The sequence below is a fragment of the Roseovarius sp. genome (assembly GCF_965228755.1).
In the GTDB taxonomy this organism is placed as follows: domain Bacteria; phylum Pseudomonadota; class Alphaproteobacteria; order Rhodobacterales; family Rhodobacteraceae; genus Roseovarius.
Genome location: NZ_CBDDIG010000005.1, coordinates 1,658,640 through 1,681,621 on the forward strand (window position 1 = coordinate 1,658,640; position 22,982 = coordinate 1,681,621).

23 protein-coding genes are annotated in these 22,982 nt (G+C 67.7%); 10 read left to right on the forward strand and 13 right to left on the reverse strand.

The features are described 5' to 3' along the window. Window positions 1-22 precede the first annotated feature (22 nt). Window positions 23-253: an aspartate aminotransferase gene (locus ACO07J_RS11725; protein WP_422029029.1), complete on the forward strand. Its 231-nt coding sequence runs from the start codon at window positions 23-25 to the stop codon at window positions 251-253. 83 nt (window positions 254-336) lie between these two features. On the opposite strand, the gene ACO07J_RS11730 is transcribed toward ACO07J_RS11725, so the two are convergent. Both ACO07J_RS11730 and ACO07J_RS11735 read right to left on the reverse strand, forming a co-directional pair. Next, window positions 337-795 (reverse strand): DNA polymerase III subunit chi, encoded by a 459-nt coding sequence (locus tag ACO07J_RS11730; protein WP_422029031.1) that lies wholly within the window; start codon window positions 793-795, stop codon window positions 337-339. Beyond that, the gene (locus tag ACO07J_RS11735; protein WP_422029033.1) at window positions 795-2,267 is read right to left on the reverse strand and encodes a leucyl aminopeptidase; all 1,473 of its coding nucleotides are present in this window, start codon (window positions 2,265-2,267) and stop codon (window positions 795-797) included. Before ACO07J_RS11735 ends, ACO07J_RS11730 begins: the two co-directional genes overlap by 1 nt. Window positions 2,268-2,399: 132 nt before the next feature. On the opposite strand from ACO07J_RS11735, the gene lptF reads away from it, so the two are divergent. Genes lptF through rsmA form a run of 6 tightly spaced genes read left to right on the forward strand, consistent with a single transcriptional unit; the run spans window position 2,400 to window position 9,918 of the window. Then, entirely contained in the window at window positions 2,400-3,548 is a 1,149-nt protein-coding gene (gene lptF, locus ACO07J_RS11740; protein WP_422029035.1) for an LPS export ABC transporter permease LptF, read from the forward strand. Beyond that, the gene (lptG, locus tag ACO07J_RS11745; RefSeq protein WP_422029773.1) at window positions 3,545-4,636 is read left to right on the forward strand and encodes an LPS export ABC transporter permease LptG; all 1,092 of its coding nucleotides are present in this window, start codon (window positions 3,545-3,547) and stop codon (window positions 4,634-4,636) included. Before lptF ends, lptG begins: the two co-directional genes overlap by 4 nt. Next, complete coding sequence (locus ACO07J_RS11750; RefSeq protein ID WP_422029037.1) at window positions 4,633-6,858, forward strand: LPS-assembly protein LptD; 2,226 nt, start codon at window positions 4,633-4,635, stop codon at window positions 6,856-6,858. Before lptG ends, ACO07J_RS11750 begins: the two co-directional genes overlap by 4 nt. A 17-nt stretch (window positions 6,859-6,875) precedes the next feature. Continuing rightward, window positions 6,876-8,111 (forward strand): peptidylprolyl isomerase, encoded by a 1,236-nt coding sequence (locus ACO07J_RS11755; RefSeq protein WP_422029039.1) that lies wholly within the window; start codon window positions 6,876-6,878, stop codon window positions 8,109-8,111. Beyond that, window positions 8,108-9,082: a 4-hydroxythreonine-4-phosphate dehydrogenase PdxA gene (gene pdxA, locus ACO07J_RS11760; protein WP_422029041.1), complete on the forward strand. Its 975-nt coding sequence runs from the start codon at window positions 8,108-8,110 to the stop codon at window positions 9,080-9,082. Before ACO07J_RS11755 ends, pdxA begins: the two co-directional genes overlap by 4 nt. Next, window positions 9,079-9,918 carry a 16S rRNA (adenine(1518)-N(6)/adenine(1519)-N(6))-dimethyltransferase RsmA gene (gene rsmA / locus ACO07J_RS11765; protein WP_422029043.1) on the forward strand — a complete coding sequence of 280 codons (840 nt, stop codon included), beginning with the start codon at window positions 9,079-9,081 and terminating at the stop codon, window positions 9,916-9,918. Before pdxA ends, rsmA begins: the two co-directional genes overlap by 4 nt. 178 nt (window positions 9,919-10,096) lie before the next feature. On the opposite strand, the gene ACO07J_RS11770 is transcribed toward rsmA, so the two are convergent. The 3 genes from ACO07J_RS11770 to prfA form a co-directional block, all read right to left on the reverse strand. Further along, window positions 10,097-10,720: a DUF4167 domain-containing protein gene (locus ACO07J_RS11770; RefSeq protein ID WP_422029045.1), complete on the reverse strand. Its 624-nt coding sequence runs from the start codon at window positions 10,718-10,720 to the stop codon at window positions 10,097-10,099. Window positions 10,721-10,951: 231 nt separating this feature from the next. Further along, complete coding sequence (prmC, locus tag ACO07J_RS11775) at window positions 10,952-11,797, reverse strand: peptide chain release factor N(5)-glutamine methyltransferase (RefSeq protein ID WP_422029047.1); 846 nt, start codon at window positions 11,795-11,797, stop codon at window positions 10,952-10,954. Beyond that, a complete protein-coding gene (prfA, locus tag ACO07J_RS11780; protein WP_422029049.1) occupies window positions 11,794-12,843 on the reverse strand; it encodes a peptide chain release factor 1 in 1,050 nt (349 codons plus the stop codon). Before prfA ends, prmC begins: the two co-directional genes overlap by 4 nt. Window positions 12,844-12,906: 63 nt before the next feature. On the opposite strand from prfA, the gene ACO07J_RS11785 reads away from it, so the two are divergent. Then, window positions 12,907-13,194 carry a hypothetical protein gene (locus ACO07J_RS11785; RefSeq protein ID WP_422029051.1) on the forward strand — a complete coding sequence of 96 codons (288 nt, stop codon included), beginning with the start codon at window positions 12,907-12,909 and terminating at the stop codon, window positions 13,192-13,194. Here ACO07J_RS11785 and ACO07J_RS11790 read toward each other — a convergent pair. The 3 genes from ACO07J_RS11790 to ACO07J_RS11800 all read right to left on the reverse strand — a co-directional run bounded on the left by ACO07J_RS11790 (window position 13,132) and on the right by ACO07J_RS11800 (window position 15,791). Further along, entirely contained in the window at window positions 13,132-13,548 is a 417-nt protein-coding gene (locus tag ACO07J_RS11790; RefSeq protein ID WP_422029053.1) for a DUF1499 domain-containing protein, read from the reverse strand. The two genes, ACO07J_RS11785 and ACO07J_RS11790, sit on opposite strands and share 63 nt — an antisense overlap. Window positions 13,549-13,576: 28 nt before the next feature. After that, complete coding sequence (speB, locus tag ACO07J_RS11795; RefSeq protein WP_422029055.1) at window positions 13,577-14,548, reverse strand: agmatinase; 972 nt, start codon at window positions 14,546-14,548, stop codon at window positions 13,577-13,579. A gap of 79 nt (window positions 14,549-14,627) precedes the next feature. Continuing rightward, complete coding sequence (locus ACO07J_RS11800; protein WP_422029057.1) at window positions 14,628-15,791, reverse strand: M20 aminoacylase family protein; 1,164 nt, start codon at window positions 15,789-15,791, stop codon at window positions 14,628-14,630. 62 nt (window positions 15,792-15,853) lie between these two features. Between ACO07J_RS11800 and mazG the strand changes: the two genes are divergently transcribed. Continuing rightward, window positions 15,854-16,669 (forward strand): nucleoside triphosphate pyrophosphohydrolase, encoded by an 816-nt coding sequence (gene mazG, locus ACO07J_RS11805; protein ID WP_422029059.1) that lies wholly within the window; start codon window positions 15,854-15,856, stop codon window positions 16,667-16,669. Between the two features lie 249 nt (window positions 16,670-16,918). Here mazG and ACO07J_RS11810 read toward each other — a convergent pair whose 3' ends face one another. From ACO07J_RS11810 to ACO07J_RS11820, 3 genes are all read right to left on the reverse strand, one after another. Next, window positions 16,919-17,389 (reverse strand): hypothetical protein, encoded by a 471-nt coding sequence (locus tag ACO07J_RS11810; RefSeq protein WP_422029061.1) that lies wholly within the window; start codon window positions 17,387-17,389, stop codon window positions 16,919-16,921. A gap of 130 nt (window positions 17,390-17,519) precedes the next feature. Next, window positions 17,520-18,296 (reverse strand): DUF2189 domain-containing protein, encoded by a 777-nt coding sequence (locus ACO07J_RS11815; RefSeq protein ID WP_422029063.1) that lies wholly within the window; start codon window positions 18,294-18,296, stop codon window positions 17,520-17,522. 69 nt (window positions 18,297-18,365) lie between these two features. Next, entirely contained in the window at window positions 18,366-19,778 is a 1,413-nt protein-coding gene (locus ACO07J_RS11820; protein ID WP_422029065.1) for an amidase, read from the reverse strand. Window positions 19,779-20,007: 229 nt separating this feature from the next. Between ACO07J_RS11820 and ACO07J_RS11825 the strand changes: the two genes are divergently transcribed. Then, window positions 20,008-21,039 carry a hypothetical protein gene (locus ACO07J_RS11825; RefSeq protein ID WP_422029067.1) on the forward strand — a complete coding sequence of 344 codons (1,032 nt, stop codon included), beginning with the start codon at window positions 20,008-20,010 and terminating at the stop codon, window positions 21,037-21,039. 45 nt (window positions 21,040-21,084) lie between these two features. On the opposite strand, the gene prfB is transcribed toward ACO07J_RS11825, so the two are convergent. Then, entirely contained in the window at window positions 21,085-22,212 is a 1,128-nt protein-coding gene (prfB, locus tag ACO07J_RS11830; RefSeq protein ID WP_422029069.1) for a peptide chain release factor 2, read from the reverse strand. 114 nt (window positions 22,213-22,326) lie between these two features. After that, a complete protein-coding gene (locus ACO07J_RS11835; protein ID WP_422029071.1) occupies window positions 22,327-22,968 on the reverse strand; it encodes a glutathione S-transferase family protein in 642 nt (213 codons plus the stop codon). Window positions 22,969-22,982 lie beyond the last annotated feature (14 nt).

Sequence of the window (22,982 nt, forward strand, 5' to 3'; positions counted from 1 at the left end):
CGTCCGGGGCAGGCTTTGGCCCATGGACAACCGCAACTCTCCCCTGTCGCCGGAGCTTTGGCTCAACGATCTATTCGCCTCCAAGGCGGTGCAGCAGGGTGGCGTGATCCGCCGCAAGGCGCGGGACGTGGAGCGGTTTGCGGGCATGGACGTGTTCCTGCGCGAGGTGCGGCGGCGCGGGTTTCGCGCGGCGCTCAACGGCGGGCAGGTCGTGGTGTTCTGCAACCGGGAGCCTGTCAGGTGGCTTGAGTGAGGGATGGGGGCGCTTTCTTGAAAAGAAAGCGGGGCGAAATCTTTTAAAGATATCGGGTGGCGTCAAGATTAGGCCGTAAGGCTTTATTTTTCGGCCTTTTTCTCCCACCGGCCTGACTCTTCCGACCAGTATTGTGCCGAACAGCCGGCATCGGTCAGGGCCTTCCACTGGCCGCGCGCCGTCTGCAGCGCGGCCTCGTCATTGCCGTCGAACAGCACGCAGACGCGGTCGAGGCGCTGGACCTCTTCCGGCGCGACCTCGGCGCCGTCGATGGTCATGACGCAATGCGGATCGTTGGGGCTGTCAGTCCCGGTGGTCAGCAGGATCGGCTGGCGCGCGGCATGGGGCGCGGTGGCGAGGCCGTGGGGGAGAAACCCCTCCTCCGGCCCCAGCCAGAGCTTCTCGTCGAGCCATTCCATCCGCGCGACCGCCCTGCCCCGGACCGCGACCCGCCAGCCCGCCTCCTGCGCCTTGCCCAGAAGCATGGGCAGGGTCGCCTCGAGCGGGCGGCGGGTCAGGTGATAGAAATAGGCCGCCCCCATCACTTGCCTTCGTAATTGTCCGCGATCATGCGGTTGAGCGAGAGGACGCCCCAGCCCGAGGAGCCCTTGGGCGCGTAGGTGGTGTCTTCGCCCACGCGCGCCACGCCGGCGATGTCGAGGTGAATCCAGGGCGTGCCCTCCTGCACGAAGCGCAGGAGGAACTGCGCAGCCGTGATCGAGCCGGCGGGCCGGCCGCCCACGTTCTTCATGTCGGCGATGGCGGATTTCAGCTGCTTGTCATAGCTGTCGCCCATCGGCATGCGCCAGGCGCCCTCGCCCTCGGCATCGGCCGCCTTGAGGAAGCTGTTGCAGAAGGCATCGTCGTTCGAGAAGACGCCGGCCTTGTCATGGCCCAGCCCGATGATGATGGCGCCCGTGAGGGTGGCGAGGTCGACGATGCCGGAGGGTTTGTACGTCTCCTGCGCGTACCACAGCACGTCGGCCAGCACGAGCCGGCCCTCGGCGTCGGTGTTGATGATCTCGACCGTGTCGCCCTTCATCGAGGTGACCACGTCGCCGGGGCGGGTGGCGCGGTCCGAGGGCATGTTCTCGACCAGCCCGACGAGGCCCACCACGTTGGCCTTGGCCTTGCGCGCGGCGAGCGTGTGCATGACGCCGGTGACGACGCCGGCGCCGCCCATGTCCATGGTCATCTCCTCCATCCCGGCGGCGGGCTTGAGGCTGATGCCGCCGGTGTCGAAGACGACGCCCTTGCCCACCAGTGCCAGCGGCGCGTCGCCCTTCTTGCCACCCATCCATTCCATGATGGCCAGCTTCGAGGGCATGGCGCTGCCATGGCCCACCGACAGCAGCAGGTGCATGCCCAGCTTGCGCATCTCGTCCTCGTCGAGGATCTTGACCTTCAGTCCGGATTTCTCCAACCCCTTGATGCGGCTGGCGAATTCCTCGGTCGTGAGGTGGTTGGCCGGTTCGCTGACAAGGTCGCGGGTGAGGAAGACGCCCTCGGCCGCGGTGAGGTGGGGGGCGGCGGCCTCCTTCAACTCGTCGGGCTTGCCGGTCATGACGGTGATGCCCTTGGGCGCGTCGCGCTCGGCGGTCTTGTGGGCGGTGAACTCGTAGCCCCGCAGGACGAGGCCCAGCAGCATCTCGGCGGCGCGGCGCACCGGGTTCGCCAGCACCAGCAGCGCGGCCTCGCCCTTGAGGCGGCCAAGCGCCACGCCGGCCTTGCGGGCCTCGGCCACGTCGGCATTGCGGGGCAGGCAGACCACGTCGAGCGCCTCGGCCTTCATGCCGGCGGGCCAGGCCAATGTCCGGACATCGCCGGGCTTCATCTTGCCCCAGCTCTCGGCCTCGGCCATGCGGCCCACCGCGCCCCTGGTCAGCCGGTTGGCGCGCCGCGCGCCGGGGTCGAGCTTGCCGTCGGGGGTGACGAAGACGGCGACGCGGCCCTCGAATTCGGCGATGGCGTCGATATCGGTCTCGGTGATGGTCACGGCGGCGGGGGTGGTCATCGGCTGCTCCTCAAATCCCTGTGGTTGGGCAGAGTCCTAGCGCGGCTGTGCCGGCTTGGCCAGTTAGCAGTTTTCCCCCGTGATCAATTCCGGTAAGTTGCCTGAAAAGACGAACCTTGGGGGGTTTAGAGCATGACCAGATTCGACAGGTATATGCTGTCGCAATTCATGGTTCTGTTCGGATTCTTCTCGCTTGTCTTGGTGTCGATCTTCTGGATCAACAAGGCGGTGCGGATGTTCGACCGGCTGGTGGGCGACGGGCAGCCGGCCTGGGTCTTTCTCGAGTTCACCGCGCTTACCCTCCCCGGCGTCATCGGCATGGTGCTGCCGATCGCGGCCTTTGCCGGGGCGGTCTATGTCACCAACCGGCTGTCGACGGAGAGCGAGCTGACGGTGGTGCAGGCGACGGGGTATTCGCCGCTTCGGCTGATCAAGGCGGCGGCGGTGTTCGGCGTGATCATCGCGCTGATCATGTCGCTGCTCAGCCATTACCTGATCCCGACCAGCCTGAGCGAGCTGCGCCAGCGCGAGGCGGAGGTGCGGCAGAGCGTGTCGGCACGGTTCCTGGAGGAGGGCGAGTTCCTGCACCCTGCCCCCGGCATCACCTTCTACATCCGCGACATCAGCCCCGAGGGCGAGCTGCGCGACGTGTTCCTGTCGGACCGGCGCTACCCGGAAAGCCCGGTGACCTATACCTCGACGCTGGCCTACCTGGTGCAGGAAGGGGGCGGCACGAAGCTGGTGATGGTGAAGGGGTTGGCGCAGACGCTCAGGGCCGAGGGCAAGCGGCTCTTCACCACGCATTTCGACGATTTCTCCTATGATATCAGCCGATTGATCGCGCAGAACCCCACCAACCTGAACAAGGTGGAGTTCGCCCATACCGCCGACCTGATGATCCGGCCCGAGGAGGTGATGGAGGTGACGGGCGCCAGCGAGGGGCAGCTGCAGTTCACCCTGCACAGCCGGTTCACGCAGGCGCTGATGTGCATCGTCGCGGCGCTGATCGGGTTCGCCACGCTGCTTCTGGGCAGCTTCAGCCGGTTCGGCGTCTGGTGGCAGATCCTGATCGCCTTCGTGCTGCTGGTGGGCATCAAGCTGGTCGAGGGCAGTATCACCGGGGTGGTGATCAGCCAGCCGGCAATGTGGCCATTGATGTACCTGCCCGCCGGCATAGGCTTCGTGACCACGCTGATCCTCTTGTATTTCGCCGCCCGGCCCGGGCTGTTGCGGCGGCTGGTGCCATGGCGACGGCGGGCATCCTCGGGGGGCGCGCCATGATGCTGGACGCCTATTTCGCGCGCAAGTTCTTCTGGTCGGTGATGCTGGTCTTCTCGATCTTCCTGGTGCTTCTGGCGCTGATCGACCTTGTCGACGAGTTGCAGGATTTCCCCAACCTGCCCTTCGGCGACGTGCTGGAGATCGTGCTGCTGAACCTGCCCTCGGCCAATTACGAGATCCTGCCGCTGGTGATCGTGCTGGCGACGGTGGGCCTCTATATCCGGCTGGCGCGGTCGTCGGAGCTGGTGGTGGTGCGGGCGACCGGGCGGTCGGCGCTGCGCAGCCTGGCCGCGCCGGTGGGGGTGGCGCTTTTGATCGGGCTGTTGTCGGTGACGATGCTGAACCCGATCGTCGCGGCCTCGGCCAAGCGTTACAACGACCTGGTGAACAGCCACGTGGGCGGCGGCGCGGCGATCATGGTCATCGCCTCCGAGGGCCTCTGGCTCAGGCAGGGCAGCCCCGAGGGGCAGACGGTGATCCATGCCGAGCGCGCCAGTTCCGACCTGACGGTGCTGTTCGACACCACCTTCATCGACTTCGACCCCGACGGCCGGCCCGCCAAGCGGATCATGTCGCAGGCGGCGCGGCTGTCGAAGGGCGAGTGGATGCTCTACGACGCCAAGATCTGGGACCTGTCGCGCGGCGACAACCCCGAGGCGGCCGCCGAGACGGCCGAAACGCTGCGCCTGAGTTCGGCGCTGACGCAGGACCGGATCATCGACACGTTCGGCAAGCCCGAGTTCATCCCGATCTGGGACCTGCCCGGCTTTATCGACCAGCTTGACGAGGCGGGGTTTTCCGCGCGGCGCTATGCCATGTGGTTCCAGATGGAGCTGGCCCGGCCGCTGTTCATGATGGCGCTGGTGATGATCTCGGCCGCCTTCACCATGCGCCACGCGCGGCTGTCGAATACCGGCGTTTCGGTGCTGACGGCGGTGCTGCTGGGATTCGGCCTGCATTACATCCGGAACTTCGCCCAGATATTGGGGGAGAATGGCGAAATACCCATACTTCTTGCGGCATGGGCGCCCCCTGTGGCCTCAATACTATTGGCGACGGGCATCCTTTTGCATATGGAGGACGGATGAGGGGTGCTGCCGTAATATGTCTTCTGGTGCTGGGGATGGCGCTGGCCGGGTCGGGCGTGGCCACGGCGCAGACCGGCAGCCGGGCGGACGGCCAGACGACAGGCCAGACCGGCGCCCCGCCCCCGCCCGCCGTGCTGGTCGCCGACGATGTCTACATGGAAGGCAACGAGCGGCTGGTCGCCACCGGCAATGTCGAGGCGCTCTATGACGGCACGCGGCTTCAGGCCGAGGGGATCATCTATGACCGCACCGACGACACGCTGATCCTGAGCGGGCCGATCGTCATCCACGAGGACGGCGAGTCGGTCATCCTGGCCTCGTCGGGCGAGATCGACAAGGAGCTGCGCAACGGCATCCTGCGGGGCGCGCGGATCGTCATGGGCGACCACGTGCAGCTGGCGGCGCAGGAGCTGAACCGCTCGGCCGGGCGCTACAACCAGCTCGTGAAGGTCTCCGTCACCTCCTGCCGGGTGTGCGAGACGGGGCGCGCGCCGCTCTGGCAGATCCGGGCGCGGCGGGTGATCCACGACCAGGAGGAAAAGCAGCTCTATTTCGAGGATGCCCAGTTCCGGGTGCTGGACACGCCGATCTTCTACCTGCCGCGGCTGCGCCTGCCCGATCCCTCGCTTGAGCGCGCCACCGGCTTCCTGGTGCCGTCCTTCTACAACTCGTCGCTGCTGGGCACCGGGGTCCGGGTGCCCTATTTCATCCGGCTGGGCGATCACAAGGACCTGACGGTCACGCCCTTCGTGACCACCGAGAGCACGACGCTGGAACTGCGCTATCGGCAGGCCTTCCGCAACGGGCGGATCGAGTTCGAGGGCGCGATTTCCGACGACGATCTGGGCACGCGAAGCCGGCGGGGATACCTTTTCGGCGAGGGCGAATTCACCCTGCCGGGCGATTTCACCCTGCGTTTCGACATCGAAACGGTGAACGACGACGCCTACCTGCTGGACTATTCCTATTACGAGAAGGACCGGCTGGACAGCGAGCTCGAGATCGAGCGGGCCCGGCGCGACAGCTATGTAAGGGGCGCGATCACCCATTTCCACAGCCTGCGGGTGGGCGAGCAGAATTCGACCCTGCCGACGCTGGTCACCAATGCCGAGTGGGAACGGCGCCTGCACCCCAACTGGACAGGCGGCGGGGAAATCCGCCTGGGGATGCTGGCGCATTCGCATATCCGCTCGTCCGGGCTGATCAGCGACGGGCCGGACCTTGACCCCTGGGCCGACGGGCGTGACGTGGGCCGGCTGACGCTGAGCGCCGACTGGCACCGCAACTGGACCCTGCCGGGCGGTGTGCTGGCGCATGTGCGCACCGGCGTCGCCATCGACCATTTCGAGATACGGCAGGCCGGGCTGACCAGCCTGTCGGAGGCGACCGAGGTCACCCCCACCGTCGCGGTCGAGCTGCGCTGGCCGCTGATCAATGCCATGTCGGGCCACTCGACCCACGTGATCGAGCCGATCGTGCAATTCTCGTGGACCGGCGGCGAGAACCCGTTCATCCCCAACGACGAAAGCACCCGGATCGAGTTCGACGAGGGCAACCTGTTCTCGACCTCGCGCTTTACCGCGCCGGACCGGCGCGAGCGCGGCATGGTGGCGGCCTATGGCGTAAGCTGGACCCGGTTCGACCGGTCGGGCCTGCAGACCTCGCTGGCGATGGGGCAGCTGGTGCGTGACGAGGATCAGCTCGAGCTCAGCGGCCTGAACAGTTTCACCAGTTCCTCGGGCCTCAACAGCAAGGTTTCGGACATGCTGGTGGCCGGGCAGGTCAAGACCGGCAACGGGCTGGTGCTGACGGCGCGGGGCCTGTTCGACGAGACGTTCAACACCACCAAGGCCGAGGCGCGCGCAAGCTGGCAGAACCGCCTTGCCAGCCTGAGCGCCACCTATATCTGGCTGGGCCGCGACGTGGCCGAGAACCGGCCGACGACGATCTCGGAATGGGCCATCGACGCCTCCTACCGGCTGTCGCGGCACTGGACGGGCAACGCCAACTGGCGCTATGACATTGCCAGCGACGAAAGCGTGCGCGCCGGGCTTGGGCTGACCTACACCAACGAATGTGTCGAGGTCCGTCTCGCGGCCTCGCGGCGCTTTACCTCATCGACGATCCTTGAGCCCTCGACCGATATTAGCTTGACGGTCGGGCTCAGGGGCTTCACCACGAAGACGAGCGACAAAAGCTACGTCAGAACCTGCAACAACTAACCGGAATGGACGTCTCTATGCGAATTGTTGTCTTCAAAGCCGCCATGGCCACGCTGGCCGCCGCGCTGTTCCTGGTGCCGGCGCCGCAGGCCGGGGCCCAGGGCCTTTTCGAACCGGTGATCAAGGTCAACGAACAGGCCGTGACCCGGTTCGAGATCGAGCAGCGGGCGCGGATGCTGACGCTGTTCCGCACGCCGGGCGACCCGATCGAGATCGCGCGGGAGCAGCTGGTCGAGGACCGGCTCAAGCTCGGCGCGGCCAAGGTGGACGGCATCCAGGTCACCGAGGAGGTGGTCGACGCGGCGATGGAAGAATTCGCCCAGCGGGGCAACATGTCGGCCAACCAGATGGTGCAGAGCCTTGGCGCCGCGGGGGTCGACGAAAGCTCGTTCCGTGCCTTCGTGCGGGCCGGCGTCACCTGGCGCGAGGTGGTGCGCGCGAAGTTCGGCAATACCGTCGACGTGAGCGAGGAAGACATGGAGCGCGCCAAGCTGGCGATGACCGGCACCTCGGGCGTGACGGTGCTGCTGTCCGAGATCGTGCTGCCCATTCCGCAGGGCGGCGGGCAGGAAGCGATGGCACGCGCCGAGGAGCTGGCGCGGATCACCAGCCTGGCCGAGTTCGCCGCCGCCGCGCGGCGCTATTCGGCCTCGCCCTCGGCCGACAGCGGCGGGCAGATGGGCTGGACCTCGGTCGACGAGCTGCCCGAGCCGCTGCGCCCCGTGGTGCTGGGCCTGTCGCCCGGCGAGGTGTCGGCACCGCTGCCGACCGAACGGGCGATCGTGCTGCTGCAGCTGCGCGACATCGCCGAGACCGCCGTGCCGACGCCGCGCTATTCCTCGATCGAATACGCCATGTACTACATCGCCGGCGGGCAGAGCCAGGAAGCCCGGCAGCGCGCCGCCAATGTCGAGGCCGACGTGGATGTCTGCGACGACCTTTACGGCATCGCCAAGGGCCAGCCGCCCGAGGTGCTGGCGCGCGAGAAGAAGGCGCCGAACGAGATCCCGCAGGACGTGGCGCGCGAACTGGCCAATCTCGATCCCGGCGAGGTGTCGACCCGGCTGACCCGCTCGAACGGGCAGACGCTGGTCTTCCTGATGCTGTGCGAGCGGACCCCCATTGTCGACGGCGGCGAGGGCCCCACGGCCGAGCAGCTGACCAACTTCATCCGCAACCGGCAGCTCGATTCCTTGGCCAACGGTTACCTGGAACAACTGCGCGCCGAGGCCCGGATCGTCGAGCTGAGATGACCGCACCCATCGCGCTGACCTGTGGCGAACCGGCCGGGGTGGGCCCGGAACTGGCGGTGCGGGCGTGGGAGCGGCTGCAGGGGCGGCTGCCCTTCTTCCTGATCGGTGACCCCGACCACCTGCCCGAGGGCGCCCGCGTGGTCGAGATCGACAGCCCCGAGGGGTGCCTCTCCGCCCTGCCCCGCGGCCTGCCGGTGCTGCCGCACCGGTTCGAGGGCGCACTGACCCCCGGCCAGCCCAATCCGGCCCATGCGCAGGGCGTGATCGACGTGATCGCCCGCGCGGTGAAGCTGGTGCAGGACGGGTTCGCCGGCGCCGTCTGTACCGCCCCCATCCACAAGAAGGCGCTGCAGGACGGGGCGGGGTTCGCCTATCCGGGCCATACCGAGTACCTGGCGGCGCTTGGCGGGGTCGACCGGGTGGTGATGATGCTGGCCAGCGACATGCTGCGGGTGGTGCCGGCGACGATCCACATTCCGCTGAAGGACGTGCCGGGAGCGCTGACAGCCGAGTTGCTGCGCGAGACGCTGCGGATCACCCATGCGGCGCTGGTGCGCGATTTCTCGGTGGCGACGCCGCGGCTGGCGGTGGCCGGGCTCAACCCGCATGCCGGCGAAGGCGGCAAGATGGGGCGCGAGGAGATCGAGCTGATCGCGCCGGTGATCGAGGAGTTGCGGGCCGAGGGGCTGGACCTCGCCGGGCCGATGTCGGCCGACACGATGTTCCACGCCAGCGCGCGGGCCACCTATGACGCGGCGGTGGCGATGTATCACGACCAGGCGCTGATCCCGATCAAGACGCTGGATTTCGACCGGGGCGTGAACGTGACGCTGGGCCTGCCCTTCATCCGCACCTCGCCCGATCACGGCACCGCGCTGGACATCGCCGGCAAGGGGGTGGCCAACCCCACCTCGACGATCGAGGCGCTGCGGCTGGCCGCGCGCATGGCCGTCGCCCGCGCCGCCGCATGAGCGGGATCGACAGCCTGCCCCCCCTGCGCGAGGTGATCGCGGCGCACGGGCTCTCGGCGCGCAAGTCGCTGGGCCAGAACTTCCTGCTCGACCTGAACCTGACCGCGCGGATCGCGCGCGCGGCGGGGGAAATCGCGGGCGCCGACGTGCTGGAGATCGGGCCGGGGCCCGGCGGGCTGACCCGCGGGCTGCTGGCCGAGGGCGCGCGCCGGGTGCTGGCGGTGGAGAAGGACAGCCGCTGCATCCCCGCGCTGGAAGAGATCGCCGCGGCGTATCCCGGCCGGCTGGACGTGATCGAGGGCGACGCGCTGGAGGTGGACCCGCTGGCGCACCTGACCCCGCCGATCAAGGTGGCGGCCAACCTGCCCTACAATGTCGGGACGGAGCTGCTGGTACGGTGGCTGACGCCGAAGGACTGGCCTCCCTTCTGGGAGAGCCTGACGCTGATGTTCCAGCGCGAGGTGGCCGAGCGGATCGTGGCGCAGCCCGGCGGCAAGGCATACGGGCGGCTCGCCGTGCTGGCGCAGTGGCGCTGTGACGCGAAGATCGTGTTGAGCCTGCCGCCGGGGGCGTTCTCGCCCCCGCCCAAGGTGTCGAGCGCGGTGGTCCACCTGGCCGCCCTGCCCGGCCCCCGCTACCCGGCCAACGCGAAGATCCTGCAGGACGTGGTGGCCCGCGCCTTCAACCAACGGCGCAAGATGCTGCGGGCGGCGCTGAAGGGGCTGGGGCCGGATATCGAGGACAGGCTGGTGGCGGCGGGGATCAAGCCTACGGACCGGGCCGAGGTGGTATCGCTCGAGCAGTTCTGCGCGCTGGCAAGGGGGTTCGAGGGGTAGAAGGGCTGCGCTGACCAACCGTTTTCTTCGAAGAAAACGGGCCGGAAAATTGCAATTTTCCGGCCCGGAATTTTCCAAAATTCCGATCTCGCCGGACCCGCCGCGCGCGTGACGCGCACGAAAAAAGCGCCACCCCTCGGCAGCGCCCTTTCATTCTCTCGACTGGCAGACAGGCGGTTTACTCCGCCGCTTCCTTCGAATCCGGGCCCTTGTCGCCGCCCCCGTCGGAGGCTTTCGGCTTGGGCGTGCGCGGCTTGCGGGTGCGCTTGGGTTTCTCCTGCGGCGCGTCCTGCTGGCCACCGGTGTCGCCCGACTTGCTTTCCGGCGTTTCCACCAGCCCGCTGTCGGGCTCGTCGCCCGTGGTTTCCAGCACGTCCGAGCGGGATTGCTTCTGCTTGCCTTCGCCCTGCGGCTGGTGGTTCTGCTGCGACGGCTGGTCGTCCTCGACCATGTCGCCGCCGTTCATCTCGCGTTCCTGCCGCTTGGCGCGCTCGCGGTCGCGCTCGGCCTGGCGTTCGCGGTTCTGACGTTCCTGCTCCTCGCGCTTGGCGTCCTGCTCCTTCTGGGCGGACCCCAGAAGCCGCAGGTAATGCTCGGCATGCTGCTGGAAGTTCTCTGCGGCGACCCGGTCGCCGGCCAGCTGGGCGTCGCGCGCAAGCTGGTTGTACTTGTCGATGACCTGCTGCGGCGTGCCGCGCACCTTGCCCTCGGGCCCCGAGCTGTCGAAAACCCGGTTGACGACGTTGCCCATCGATCTATTGCGGTTCGACTTGTTCCGCGAACGTGACTTGGATGATCTCATTGTTAAGTTGTCAGCCCTATGCTCAAAGCGTCTTTTCGACCCGACTGGCGCCCCTTGCGCCGAAATTTGACCCGGATCCGACATGTTCTGGCTTGATGTCAAGCGGGACCGCCTGTTTCAGGCATCCACCGGCTTGACCCCTCCAGTAAACATGCCTGACGGCCCGAGACAAGGGGAAAGGCCGATATTTCGCTCAATTCGGGCGATTTTTAGCGCTCACGTGTCGGTATGTCACGGCGCCGTGAAGGCCCGGGCGGCGCTGACCACCCTGTCGCGCCCGTCGAGATCGGTGTGAAGGCGCAGGTTCTCGAAGCCCCGGGCGCGCAGGAGGGCCGACACGTCGGGCCCCTGCCGCCAGCCGATTTCCAGCAGCAGGCGGCCGCCGGGGCGGAGGTGATCCATGGCGCCCGCGGCGATGGCGCGGTAGGCGGTGAGGCCATCGCCCTCGTCGGTCAGCGCGCCGCGCGGCTCGTAGCGCAGCTCGGGTTCGAGCGTGTCCATCTCCCACGCGGCGATATAGGGCGGGTTCGAGACGACCAGGTCATATTGCCCCTCGACGGCGGTGAACCAGTCGGAGAGGCGCAGCTCGCAGCGGTCGGCCACGCCGAGCGTCTGGGCATTTTCACGCGCCACCGCCAGCGCGTCGTCGGAGATGTCGGTGCCCACCCCGCTGGCCCCGGGCCGCGCGGCCAGCAGCGACAGCAGGATGCAGCCGGTGCCCGTGCCGAGGTCGAGCACCCGCTCGAACGGCGCGCCCAGCCCCGCCTCGACCAGCATTTCCGTCTCGGGGCGCGGGTCGAGCACGTGGCGGGTGACGCGGAATTCGTGGCGGTAGAAGGCGCGCAGGCCAAGGATATGCGACAGCGGCTCGCGCGCGCAGCGGCGGGCGGCCATGCCGGTGAGGCGGTCCTCGGCGGCGGGTGGCAGCGGGTCGGTCTGCATCAGGCTGACCCGGTCGGGCGCCACGCCGAGGGCCGCGGCCATGATCCGCCGCGCCTCGCGGGGGGCGCCCTCGATGCCGGCGGCGGCCAGCCTCCCGCGCAGGTCCGAGAGCCCGTCGCCGACGGTCCGGCTCACCCCTCCATCTCCGCCAGCAGGGTGGCCTGGGCATCGGCGGTCAGCGCGTCGGTGATCTCGTCGAGGTCGCCGTTCATGATCTGGTCGAGCTTGTAGAGGGTGAGGCCGATGCGGTGGTCGGTCATCCGGCCCTGCGGGAAATTGTAGGTGCGGATGCGTTCCGAGCGGTCGCCGGAGCCCACCATCGCCGCCCGGGCCGAGGAGCGTTCGTCATGCGCCTTCTGCCGTTCCATGTCGTAGAGCCGGGTCTTCAGCACCTGCATGGCGATCTCGCGGTTGCGGTGCTGGGATTTCTCGGAGGAGGTCACCACGATGCCGGTGGGCAGGTGGGTGATGCGCACGGCGGAATCGGTGGTGTTGACGTGCTGCCCCCCGGCCCCGCTTGACCGCATCGTGTCGATGCGCAGGGCGTTGGGGTCGATCTGGATGTCCACATCCTCGGCCTCGGGCAGCACGGCGACGGTGGCGGCGGAGGTGTGGATGCGCCCGCCCGATTCCGTTTCCGGCACGCGCTGCACCCGGTGCACGCCGCTTTCGAACTTCATCCGGGCAAAGACGCCGTCGCCCTTCACATGGGCCACCAGCTCCTTGATCCCGCCAAGCTCGGTCTGGCTCATCTCGATGATCTCGAAACTCCAGCCCTTCTCCTCGGCATGGCGCTGGTACATGCGCAAGAGGTCGCCGGCAAAAAGAGCCGCCTCCTCGCCGCCCGTGCCGGGGCGGATCTCGAGGATGACCGAGCGGTTGTCGGCCTCGTCCTTGGGCAGCAGGGCCAGTTGCAGCTTGTCCTCGAGCCCGGGCTTGCGCGCCTCCAGCGTCTCCATCTCCTCGCGTGCAAGCTCGCGCATCTCGGGGTCGTCGAGCATCGCCTGCGCCCCCTCCAGATCGTCGAGCAACTGCCGGTAGGCACGGATTTCCTCGACCACCGGGCGAAGCTCGGCATATTCCCGGCCCAGCTTGGCGATATCGCCGCCGCCCTCGGCCATCCGCGCCTCGAGATACTCGAAGCGCTGCGTGATCTCGTTCAGTTTGTCCAAGGGCACCATGGCGCCGGTCTCTCCCATTCCTTTCATTTGGTCAAGCGGGTTGACGGTGCTATACTTTCCCCCATGAAACGGCTTGCCTTCCTTCTCACGTTCCTTGCCGCGCCGGCGCTGGCCGACGGGATCTATAACGGCAAGACGGTGGATTGCTACTGCACCGACAAGACCGGCGGGCGGGTCGAGATCGGCGAGATGACCTGCCTGCACGTGGACGGGCGCAGCTTCATGGCGCAGTGCCAGATGTCGCTCAACAACCCGATGTGGCGGGAAATCAGCGACGGGTGCCTGTCGTCATCCCTGTCGGAACCGGTTCAGCCAGCCGTCGACGCGCCTGGCGTTCACCCCAAGATCTGACGAGCCGAAGCGCTGACGGGCATGGATGCGGATCTCGCCGCCCGCCTGCTGGACCGTGGTGTAATCGGGAAAGCCCATGAGCTTCGTCCGGCTGACATAGGTGATCATTCCGTCTTCGACCGAGCCTGCCAGCACCGTGGTGCGCGGGCTGCCGGCGATGATCCCGTGCAGACGGGCCAGATCACCCTCGCCCGCCGCGATCACGCGCATGGCGCCGCTGCTGAAATCGCGGTCGGCCACGTCATCCGGCATCTTGTGCCAGCGCTTGGGGTCGGAGGGCGCCAGCCGCACGTAAGCGGCCAGCCCGATGGCCAGCACCAGCACGACCAGCACGACGATTACCGCGATACGCATCCCCCGCCTTTCATTGTTCCCAAAATACTCACTCCCGACCTTTCCGGTGGCGCCAGCCCCAGAGGCTGATCAGATCGGTCGCCACATGCGCCCCCGCGACGGCCGTCGCCCCCGAGGTATCATAGGGCGGCGACACTTCCACAACGTCGCCACCGACCATGTTGATCCCGGCCATGTCGCGCAGGATGATCGCCGCCTGCACCGAGGTCAGCCCGCCCCAGACCGGCGTGCCGGTGCCAGGCGCGAAGGCCGGGTCGAGCCCGTCGATGTCGAAGGAGACATAGGTCGGGTGATCGCCGACGATCCCCTTGATCTTTTGAGCCGTAGCAGCGGGACCGGCCTCGTAGACCTCGCGGGCGTCGATGATGTTGACGCCGAGCGGGTCGGAATTCGAGGTGCGGATGCCCACCTGGACCGAGCGCGCCGGCTCGATCAGCCCCATCTTCACCGCCTTGTAGAACATGGTGCCGTGGTCGATCCGCTCCATGTCGTCATCGGGCCAGGTGTCGGTATGGGCGTCGAACTGGACCAGCGACAGGGGCCCGTATTTCTCGGCATAGGCCTTCAGGATCGGGAAGGTGATGTAATGGTCACCGCCCAAAGCGATGCTGGGCACGCCCGCGGCCAGGATGATGCGGATGTGGTCGGTCACCGCGTCGGGGAAATCCTGGATCTTGGCATAGTCGAAGGCCACGTCGCCATAATCGACGATCGCCAGCTCGCTCATCGCGTCATAGCCCCAGCCATAGGGCGCGTCGAAGGCCTGCAACGTGCTGGCCTCGCGGATGGCGCGGGGGCCGAGGCGGGTGCCGGGGCGGTTGGTGACCGCCTGGTCGAAGGGAATGCCGGTGACCGCCACGTCGACGCCTTGCAGGTTCTTTGTATAGGCGCGGCGCAGGAAGGAGAGCGCGCCACCGAAGGTGTTCTCGTGCGAGAGGCCCTTCAGGTCCTCCTGAATGAGCGCGTTGTCGACTTCCTTCTTCGCATCTTCCAGTGCCATGCCGGTCTTGCCTCCAGATCTGCCGGGAATAATTTGATCAAATTGTGCAGGTTCGAAGCGGGGCGTCAAGCCCCGTGGTTCAGGCCGCCGGCTGGGCGCGCTCCACCAGCCGGGCGAAGAAGGAGGCGCCCACCGGCGCCACCGCGTCGTTGAAGTCGAATTTCGGGTGGTGCAGCCCCGCGGCCTCGCCCTGCCCGAGGAAGAGGTAGGCGCCGGGGCGCTCGGCCAGCATGTAGGAGAAATCCTCGGCCCCCATCTCCTTGCGCCGGTCGTCCACCACCGCGCCGCCGGTGGCAACCTCGCGGGCGATGCCGGCGGCAAAACCCGTCTGGTCGGGGTGGTTGATCGTGGCCGGGTAGCCCACGTCGATGCGCAGCTCCGCCGTGACCCCGTAGGAGGCCGCCTGCCCCGCCACGATCTCCTCCAGCCGGCGGTGGACCATGGCCTGCACGCCCGGGTCGAAGCTGCGGATCGTGCCGTTGATATAGGCGGTTTCGGGGATGATGTTCTCGGCGCTGCCGGTGTGGATCTGGGTGACCGAGACGACCAGCTCGTCGAGGGCGTAGTGGTTGCGGCTGACGATGGTCTGGATCGCCTGCACCATGCCCGCCGCCGCCACGACCGGGTCGCGGGTCTCGTGCGGCATGGCGCCGTGGCCGCCAAGGCCGGTCACGTCGATATGGAAGGTGTCGACGCCGGCCATGATCGGGCCGGGGCAGGTTTCGAAACTGCCCTCCGCCGCGCCCGGCAGGGTGTGGAGCGCATAGACCTCGGAGATGCCGTAGCGTTCGAGGATGCCCTCCTCGACCATCACCCGGCCGCCGCCCGGCCCTTCCTCGGCGGGCTGGAAGATCAGCGCGACGCGGCCGGCGAAGTTGCGCGTCTCGGCAAGGTAGCGGGCGGCGCCCAGCAGCATCGTGGTGTGCCCGTCATGGCCGCAGGCATGCATCCGGCCCGGCGTTGCGCTGGCATAGTCGAGCCCCGTCGCCTCCATAATCGGCAGCGCGTCCATGTCGGCGCGCAGCCCGATGGTGGGCCCCTCGCCGCGCCCCTCGATAACCGCGACGACGCCCGAGGTGGCGATGCCGGTCTCGATCTCGGTGATCCCGAATTCCCGCAGCCTGTCGACCACGAAGGCCGCCGTCTCGTGACAGTCGAAGCCCAGCTCGGGGTGGGTGTGCAGGTGCCGCCGCCATGCCGTCATGTCGTCGGCGAACCCCGCGATGCGGTTTATCACGGCCATGTCTGGACTCCTCGCGCCTCATTGGTCACGCTGCATTCAACTGCAAGAATTGAGGGGGTGCAATGCCTGACGATCCGCTGATATTCGACCCGTCCGGAGGTATGCCCCGCCTGATCGAGATCATGCGGCGGCTGCGCGATCCCGACACGGGGTGCCCGTGGGATATCGAGCAGAATTTCGGCACGATTGCCCCCTACACGATCGAGGAGGCCTACGAGGTCGCCGACGCCATCGAGCGCGAGGCGTGGGGCGAATTGAAGGACGAGCTGGGCGATCTGCTGTTGCAGGTGGTATTTCACGCGCAGATCGCGCGGGACCGCGGGCTTTTCGGGTTCGACGAGGTGGCGGACGCGATTGCCGACAAGATGGTGGCGCGGCATCCGCATGTCTTCGGCGACGAGAGCCGCGACAAGTCGGCCGAGCAGCAGACCCGCGACTGGGAGACGGTGAAGGCCGCCGAGCGGGCGGCCAAGGCCCAGACCGGCGTGCTGGACGGCGTGGCGCTGGGGCTGCCGGCGCTACTGCGGGCGGTGAAGCTGCAGAAACGGGCGGCGCGCGTGGGGTTCGACTGGCCGGATGCGAGCCATGTGCTCGACAAGATCACCGAGGAGGCGGGAGAGCTGCGCGAGGCCGCCGAGAGCCTGCCGCAGGAGAAGGTGGAGGAGGAGTTCGGCGACCTGCTCTTCGTCATGGCCAACCTTGCGCGCCACATGGGGGTCGAACCCGAGGCGGCGCTGCGCGGGGCCAATGCCAAGTTCACCCGGCGCTTCGAGCGGATCGAGGCATGGCTGGCCGAAGACGGGCGGGAGGCGTCGGAGTCGGACCTCGCCGAGATGGACGCGCTGTGGGACCGGGCGAAGGCGGAGGAGCGGGGGTGAGCTGACCTCTGTGAGCCACCGTCGGTCGCCCGGAATCAAGCCACGCCAAGGGCGTGGCGCCGGGCAGCGGTCGTCATTGTTGCGCCATTGGTCCGAGCGACAATGGCGACACCGCCCCCCGGGCGGGCGCTTCTGCAACGGGGGCATGCAGAGCCGTCGTCGGAGGTGGGCCGCACCATAAATCACCCAACTCAATCGTTGGTGCGCCCACCCGCGGTCGGGCGCTGCCCGTCGGCGCCCCCTAGATGCTCAGGCGATGACCCTCAGCCTCGGAATGCGCAGGTTGATCATTTTGTTGGAATATCCCCGCCGCCAGGGCACGTTCGTCATCTGGCAATTGACCGGGGTGCCGGTGACGAAATCCTCCTTCTCGCCCTGGGTGAAAAAGCCCACCCCTTTCAGCAGGTAGGTATCGCCCAGCATCACCGTCGTCACGCCACGGACCCGCATCGGCAGGTGCCCCTTGATGACATAGGCCTGCCAGCGATCGCCCTCGGCCCAGATGCCGCAGACCGCCACCTTGCCCTGCACTTCGCGGATCGTGATGGCGTAATACATGCTGCCATAGGGCTTGAACGGGATCTCGATCACGTAGGCGTCCTTGACCAGCGGCGTGGTGAAGCCCGTGGTCTGTGCCACGGAGGGCGCCACGCCCGACAGGCCGATGGCAAGGGACAGGCCGAGCAGGCAGGTGCGGAGAGGCTGAAACGGGAAATTCATATGGCATCCTTCTGTAATGTAAGGATAAAATGCCCCGGAACGCGCCCTCGCGCCAGCACAATCCAAGGTTGACGCGGCCTAACTCAAGGGCGTTGCATATCCGCCATGGCGGACGCTCGGCGCTCGATAGTTACCCCTCCCCCGCCTCCACCATCTGCCGGTAGAGATGCCACGTCCCGTGCCCCAGCAGCGGCAGCACCACGAATAGCCCCAGGAACCCCGGCAGCATCGCCACGAAGGTCAGCCCTGCCACGATCACCGCCCAGCCCAGCATCGGCGCCGGCGCGCGCAGGACCGACTGGAAGGAGGTGATCATGGCCGTCACGAAATCGACCTCGCGGTCGAGCAGCAGCGGCAGGGCGATCACCGTGATCATGTAGAGCAGCAGCGCGAAGGCGGCCCCCACAGCCGTGCCGAACCCCAGCATCGAAAGCCCCTCGCGGGTGAGGTAGATCTCGTAGCTGCTCGACACGTTGGTCATCGCCGACAGGCCGAGGAACAGGGCAAAGATCATGTGGGCGAGGAAGAACCAGAACAGGAACATGATGATGATCACCGCGCAGATCGAGGGCAGTTGCCGCCGCCTCTGATGCGCGATCACGCCGAAGATCTCGCGTGCCACCAGCGGCTCGCCTTCGCTCAGCCTGTGGCTCACCTCGTAGAGCCCGACCGCCGCGAAGGGCCCGATCAGCGGAAAGCCCACGGCCGCGAAGATCAGCCAGTAGCTTTGCCCCGTGACCCACGTGATCCACGCCATGACCCAGCCGATCGCCACGTAGACGCCCGCGAAAACAATGGCATAGCCCGGCGCCCGTCCCATGTCGCGCCAGCCCCGGTGCAGCGCCGCGCCCAGCATGTCGAAGCGCGCCGCGCCCAGCGGCGGCACCCCGAGCGGTTTTTCCTGCATGGCCGTCCTCCCCTCGTCCCCGGCGCAGGTTAGCCAAGGGATCGGCGGGGGCAAAGATGTAACTGGGGCTCAGCTTAACAGCGGCGGCCGCGCCTCGGGCCAGTTCGTCGCGCGGTGATAGGCCTCGGCCACCTCCAGCAGCATCGCGTCCGTGCCCGGCGCGCCGATCAGTTGCAGCCCCATCGGCAGCCCCGCCGCGCCGAACCCCGCCGGCACCGCCACCACCGGCAGGCCAAGCAGGCTGGCGGGGATCACCACCTCCATCCAGCGGTGATAGGTGTCCATCGCCACGCCCGCCACTTCCCCGGGCCAGTCGATATCGGCCGGGAAGGGCCAGGCCTGCGCGGTGGGCAGGGCCAGCACGTCATGCGTCTCGAACAGCGCCATCGCCTGCCGGTACCAGTCGGACCGGCGCAGACTGGCCCGGTGGACGTCGAGTGCCGAGAGTGCCCGGCCCTGCTCGATCTCCCACAGCGCCTCGGGCTTCAGCAGCCCGGCAGTGGCCGGATCGTCGAGCAGCGGGCCGAGATCGGCGGCATTGCTCCAGGCGCGCAGCGTGACCCAGGACTGCCAGAGCGCGTCGCGGTCGAAGGGCGCACCCACCGCATCGACCCGCGCGCCCGCGGCATCCAGCACCCCCAGCGCGCTTTCGCACAGCGCGAGTATGCCGTCCTCCATCGGCCAGGCGCCGCCCCAGTCGCCCAGCCACGCCACGCGGCGACCTTCGGCGCGGGGCTGTGGCACCCCACAGGGCGCGGCATCCCGCGTCATCGGCTGGCCGGGCACGGCGCCCGCCATCACGTCGAGCTGCAAGGCCAGGTCGGCCGGGCAGCGCGCCATCGGTCCGCGCGTCGACAGCCGGTGCAGGTAAAGCTCCCCGCCCCCGCCCGAGGGCACGGTGCCCCAGCTCGGCCGCATCCCGTAGACATTGCACCACCCCGCCGGGTTGCGCAGGCTGCCCATCATGTCCGACCCGTCGGCCAGCGTCAGCATCCCTGCCGCCAGCGCCACCGCGGCGCCGCCCGACGAGCCGCCACAGCTCCGGTCGAGCGCATAGGGGTTGCGGGTGACGCCATGCACCGGGTTGTAGGTGTGGCTGCCCAGCCCGAATTCCGGCGTGTTGGTCTTGCCGATGACGATGGCGCCCGCCGCGCGCAGGCGGGCCACGTGCGGGTCGTCGGCCTCGGCCACCTGGCCCGCGAAGGCGGGCGAGCCCATGCTGGTGGGCAGGCCCTTCGCGTTGGCGAGGTCCTTGATGGCGACGGGCAGGCCGTGCAGCGGGCCGCCCGGCCCGGCCTTGTCCGCGCCCCGTGCCTCGGCCAGCAACTCGTCGGGATCGCGCAGCGAGACGATGGCGTTCACCGCCCCGTTCACCGCGCCGATCCGGTCGAGCGTCGCCTCCATCAGCGCCTCGGCCGTCAGCCGGCCTTCGGCGATCGCGTGGGCCTGCGCGGCGGCGGTCTGTGCGGGGATATCATCCATGCGGCCAATCTGGCGGTCCGCCCGCGGCGGTGCAAGGCCGATTTCGCCGCCGGCCGGGCCGGCCGGGCCGGCGCCCCTGCGCAATTGAATTGCCAACCTTGCCCTTGCGGCTTAGCGTTCGTGCCATAACCGGAATTTGTTGCCCCCCAAACCTTTCCACGAGGACATTGAAATGAAGCACCCTATCCTGGCATCCCTGCTTGCGACCTGCGCCCTGTCCGGCGCCGCCATGGCCGACGAACTGGTCTCGGACGACCTGATCGTGTTGGACGACCTGCTCTGCGTCGGCGCGAAATGTTCCGATAGCGAACCGGAAATCCCCGACCGGCAGGGCCTCAAGATCAAGGACCTCGCTCCTGCCATCCTGTTCGAAGACATGTCCGACTCGGAGTTTCCGAAAGGGGACTGGTCGATCCGGGCCGGCGAGACCACGGCCAGCGGCGCCGAAGAATTCGCCGTGCAGGACGAAGACGCGGGCACCCGGCCTTTCCGCATCCTGGGCGGCGCGAACGAGAACACCCTCGTGATCGGCGAAGACGGCCATGTCGGCATCAACACGATGCTGCCCACCAAGCAGCTTCACGTTACCGGGACGAGCAGCGCCGTCGGCATCCGCATGGATTCAGGATCGGCCTTCTGGGAATTGCGGGCGAACCCGACTTATTTCCAGGTCCGAAACGCCAACGAGCACGCCGCGATCTTGCATCTGGAAAAGGCAGCGCCGAACCACAGCATATTCGTCCATGCGACCGGTAATGTCGGCCTGGGAACAAACAACCCGAGCGCCCCGCTCGAGCTGTTCGGCGACGACTCGTACAACTTCTTCCGCATCACGGCCGACGGCGCGGCGGTCAACCAGTCGGTCGACATCACCTTCACCCAAGGCCCCCTCGGCACCGGGCAGCTGCGTTACAACATCGTGGATGGCGACAACCAGGAAATGTCGCTCGATGCCGACGGCAACATGGAACTCGACGGCACGCTGACCACCGCGGGCTCCTGCTCGGTCGGCTGCGACGCGGTGTTCGACGCCGATTACCCCCTGCCCGCCGAAACCCTTGCCCTCGGGCACCTGCCCAACGTGGGCCCCACCCGCGAGGGAGCTGAACGAGCGTCTCGCCGCACAGGAGGCGCTGAACGCCCGGCTCATCGCCCGGCTCGACGCGCTGGAAGCGGCCGACTGACGCCGCCGGCGGGGCCATCGCGGCCACACGCTCCGCCCCGCTTCTTCTGGCTGAAAATATCCTGGGGGGAGCATTGAAATCCTTCAGGATTTCAATGCGGGGGGCAACGCCCCCTGCCCGCTCTAGTCCTCGCCCTGCGCCTCGGCCCGGCTCTTGCCCGAGACGTTCATCGCCAGCGTCGCCGCCATGAACTGGTCCAGATCGCCGTCCAGCACGCCCTTGGTATCCGAGGTCTCGACGCTCGTGCGTAGGTCCTTCACCATCTGGTAGGGCTGCAGCACGTAAGACCGGATCTGGTTGCCCCAGCCCGCGTCCCCTTTGGCCTCGTGCGCCTCGGCAATCGCCTCGTTCCGCTTGTCCAGCTCCATCTGGTAGAGCCGCGATTTCAGCGCCTTCATGGCGATCTCGCGGTTCTGGTGCTGCGACTTCTCGGAAGACGTCACCACGATCCCCGTCGGAATGTGCGTCATCCGCACCGCCGAGTCGGTCTTGTTGACGTGCTGCCCGCCCGCCCCGGACGAGCGGAACGTATCCACCCGCACGTCCGAGGGGTTCACCTCGATCTCGATATTGTCATCCACCACCGGGTAGACCCAGACCGAGCAGAAGGAGGTATGCCGCTTGGCGGCTGAATCGAAGGGCGAGATCCGCACCAGCCGGTGCACGCCCGATTCCGATTTCAGCCAGCCATAGGCGTTGTGCCCGGAAATCTTGTAGGCGGCCGACTTGATCCCCGCCTCCTCGCCCGGGCTTTCCGACTGAAGCTCGACCGTGTAGCCCCGCTTCTCGGCCCAGCGGACATACATCCGCGCCAGCATGTTGGCCCAGTCGCAGCTTTCCGTGCCGCCCGCGCCCGCGTTGATCTCGAGGAAGGTGTCGTTGCCGTCGGCCTCGCCGTCCAAAAGCGCCTCCAGCTCCTTGGCGGCGGCCTTCTGCTGCAGCGCCTTGATGGCGCTCTCGGCCTCGCCCACGACCTCGGCATCGTCCTCCATCTCGCCCAGTTCAATGAGCTCGATATTGTCCGACAGGTCCTGCTTGATCGTATCATGCGTCTCGATCGCGTCGACCAGCGCCTGCCGGTCGCGCATCAGCTTCTGCGCCTTCGCCGGGTCGTCCCACAGGGTCGGATCCTCGACGCGGGCGTTGAATTCCTCCAGCCGGTGCTTGGCGGTCTCCCACCCCATCCGCTGGCGCAGAAGCTCCAGCGAATTCTCGATCTCTTCCACGGCGGTTTCGATTTCAGCGCGCATGCGTCAGGGTCCTCGATCTGCTCAGATGCGGGTGATACCAAGGGCCAAGGGGTTGGACAAGACGGGTCGGTACGTGTCGCTCGCCGCGCGGAACAAAGGCGCGCCGCCGCGATGCTACGAAACCGCCAGCTCCGCGTAAGACACCATCACGTGCGCGCGATACGCCTCCCGCGCCTGCAGCCGCTCGTAATACCGCGCCACGTTCGGCAGTTCCGCCCGCTCGATCCCGATCTCGTAATATCGGTACAGCACGTGCCCGAACTGCACGTCCGCCAGCGTGAAATCTTCCCCCGCCAGGTACGGCACCTGCCCCAGCCGCGCCTCCGCGATCGCCAGCTTCCCTTCCAGCGCCGCCACCGCCGCCCGGATCGCCGGCCAGTCGCGTTTCGCCTCGGGAGTGCGCACCACGCGCCAGAAGATCGGCACGGTAAACGCCCCGCCCACGTTGATCTTCGCCCATTCCGCCCACTTGTCGACCTGCGCCCGCGCCGACGCATCCTCCGGCCAGAACGGGTCCGACCCGTAGCGATTGGCCAGGTACCGCAGGATCGCCGCCGATTCCCACAAGGGCGCGTCATCGCCATCCTGCAGCACCGGCACCGTCCGGTTGGGGTTCATCGCGATGAAGTCGTCCGTATCCGTGCCGCCATACCTGTGGCCCACGTCATGCCGCGTGCAGTCCAGCCCAAGCTCGGCAATGCCCCACATCACCGCCTGCACGTTCGACGAGGTCTTCCGCCCCCAGACCGTCAGCATGCGCCCCTCCCGGC

Excerpts from the sequence above, each read along its gene's own strand:
- ACO07J_RS11790 (WP_422029053.1), bottom strand. The coding sequence starts at position 13,548 with ATGCGTATCGCGGTAATCGTCGTGCTGGTCGTGCTGGTGCTGGCCATC.
- ACO07J_RS11835 (WP_422029071.1), bottom strand. The coding sequence starts at position 22,968 with ATGCTGACGGTCTGGGGGCGGAAGACCTCGTCGAACGTGCAGGCGGTG.
- ACO07J_RS11815 (WP_422029063.1), bottom strand. The coding sequence starts at position 18,296 with ATGCAGGAAAAACCGCTCGGGGTGCCGCCGCTGGGCGCGGCGCGCTTC.
- ACO07J_RS11810 (WP_422029061.1), bottom strand. The coding sequence starts at position 17,389 with ATGAATTTCCCGTTTCAGCCTCTCCGCACCTGCCTGCTCGGCCTGTCC.
- ACO07J_RS11735 (WP_422029033.1), bottom strand. The coding sequence starts at position 2,267 with ATGACCACCCCCGCCGCCGTGACCATCACCGAGACCGATATCGACGCC.
- ACO07J_RS11800 (WP_422029057.1), bottom strand. The coding sequence starts at position 15,791 with ATGGCCGTGATAAACCGCATCGCGGGGTTCGCCGACGACATGACGGCA.
- ACO07J_RS11770 (WP_422029045.1), bottom strand. The coding sequence starts at position 10,720 with ATGAGATCATCCAAGTCACGTTCGCGGAACAAGTCGAACCGCAATAGA.
- prfA (WP_422029049.1), bottom strand. The coding sequence starts at position 12,843 with ATGGTGCCCTTGGACAAACTGAACGAGATCACGCAGCGCTTCGAGTAT.
- lptF (WP_422029035.1), top strand. The coding sequence starts at position 2,400 with ATGACCAGATTCGACAGGTATATGCTGTCGCAATTCATGGTTCTGTTC.
- mazG (WP_422029059.1), top strand. The coding sequence starts at position 15,854 with ATGCCTGACGATCCGCTGATATTCGACCCGTCCGGAGGTATGCCCCGC.
- ACO07J_RS11725 (WP_422029029.1), top strand. The coding sequence starts at position 23 with ATGGACAACCGCAACTCTCCCCTGTCGCCGGAGCTTTGGCTCAACGAT.
- speB (WP_422029055.1), bottom strand. The coding sequence starts at position 14,548 with ATGGCACTGGAAGATGCGAAGAAGGAAGTCGACAACGCGCTCATTCAG.
- ACO07J_RS11785 (WP_422029051.1), top strand. The coding sequence starts at position 12,907 with ATGAAACGGCTTGCCTTCCTTCTCACGTTCCTTGCCGCGCCGGCGCTG.
- lptG (WP_422029773.1), top strand. The coding sequence starts at position 3,545 with ATGATGCTGGACGCCTATTTCGCGCGCAAGTTCTTCTGGTCGGTGATG.
- ACO07J_RS11825 (WP_422029067.1), top strand. The coding sequence starts at position 20,008 with ATGGCCGACGAACTGGTCTCGGACGACCTGATCGTGTTGGACGACCTG.
- pdxA (WP_422029041.1), top strand. The coding sequence starts at position 8,108 with ATGACCGCACCCATCGCGCTGACCTGTGGCGAACCGGCCGGGGTGGGC.
- ACO07J_RS11820 (WP_422029065.1), bottom strand. The coding sequence starts at position 19,778 with ATGGATGATATCCCCGCACAGACCGCCGCCGCGCAGGCCCACGCGATC.
- ACO07J_RS11755 (WP_422029039.1), top strand. The coding sequence starts at position 6,876 with ATGCGAATTGTTGTCTTCAAAGCCGCCATGGCCACGCTGGCCGCCGCG.
- rsmA (WP_422029043.1), top strand. The coding sequence starts at position 9,079 with ATGAGCGGGATCGACAGCCTGCCCCCCCTGCGCGAGGTGATCGCGGCG.
- ACO07J_RS11730 (WP_422029031.1), bottom strand. The coding sequence starts at position 795 with ATGGGGGCGGCCTATTTCTATCACCTGACCCGCCGCCCGCTCGAGGCG.
- prfB (WP_422029069.1), bottom strand. The coding sequence starts at position 22,212 with ATGCGCGCTGAAATCGAAACCGCCGTGGAAGAGATCGAGAATTCGCTG.
- ACO07J_RS11750 (WP_422029037.1), top strand. The coding sequence starts at position 4,633 with ATGAGGGGTGCTGCCGTAATATGTCTTCTGGTGCTGGGGATGGCGCTG.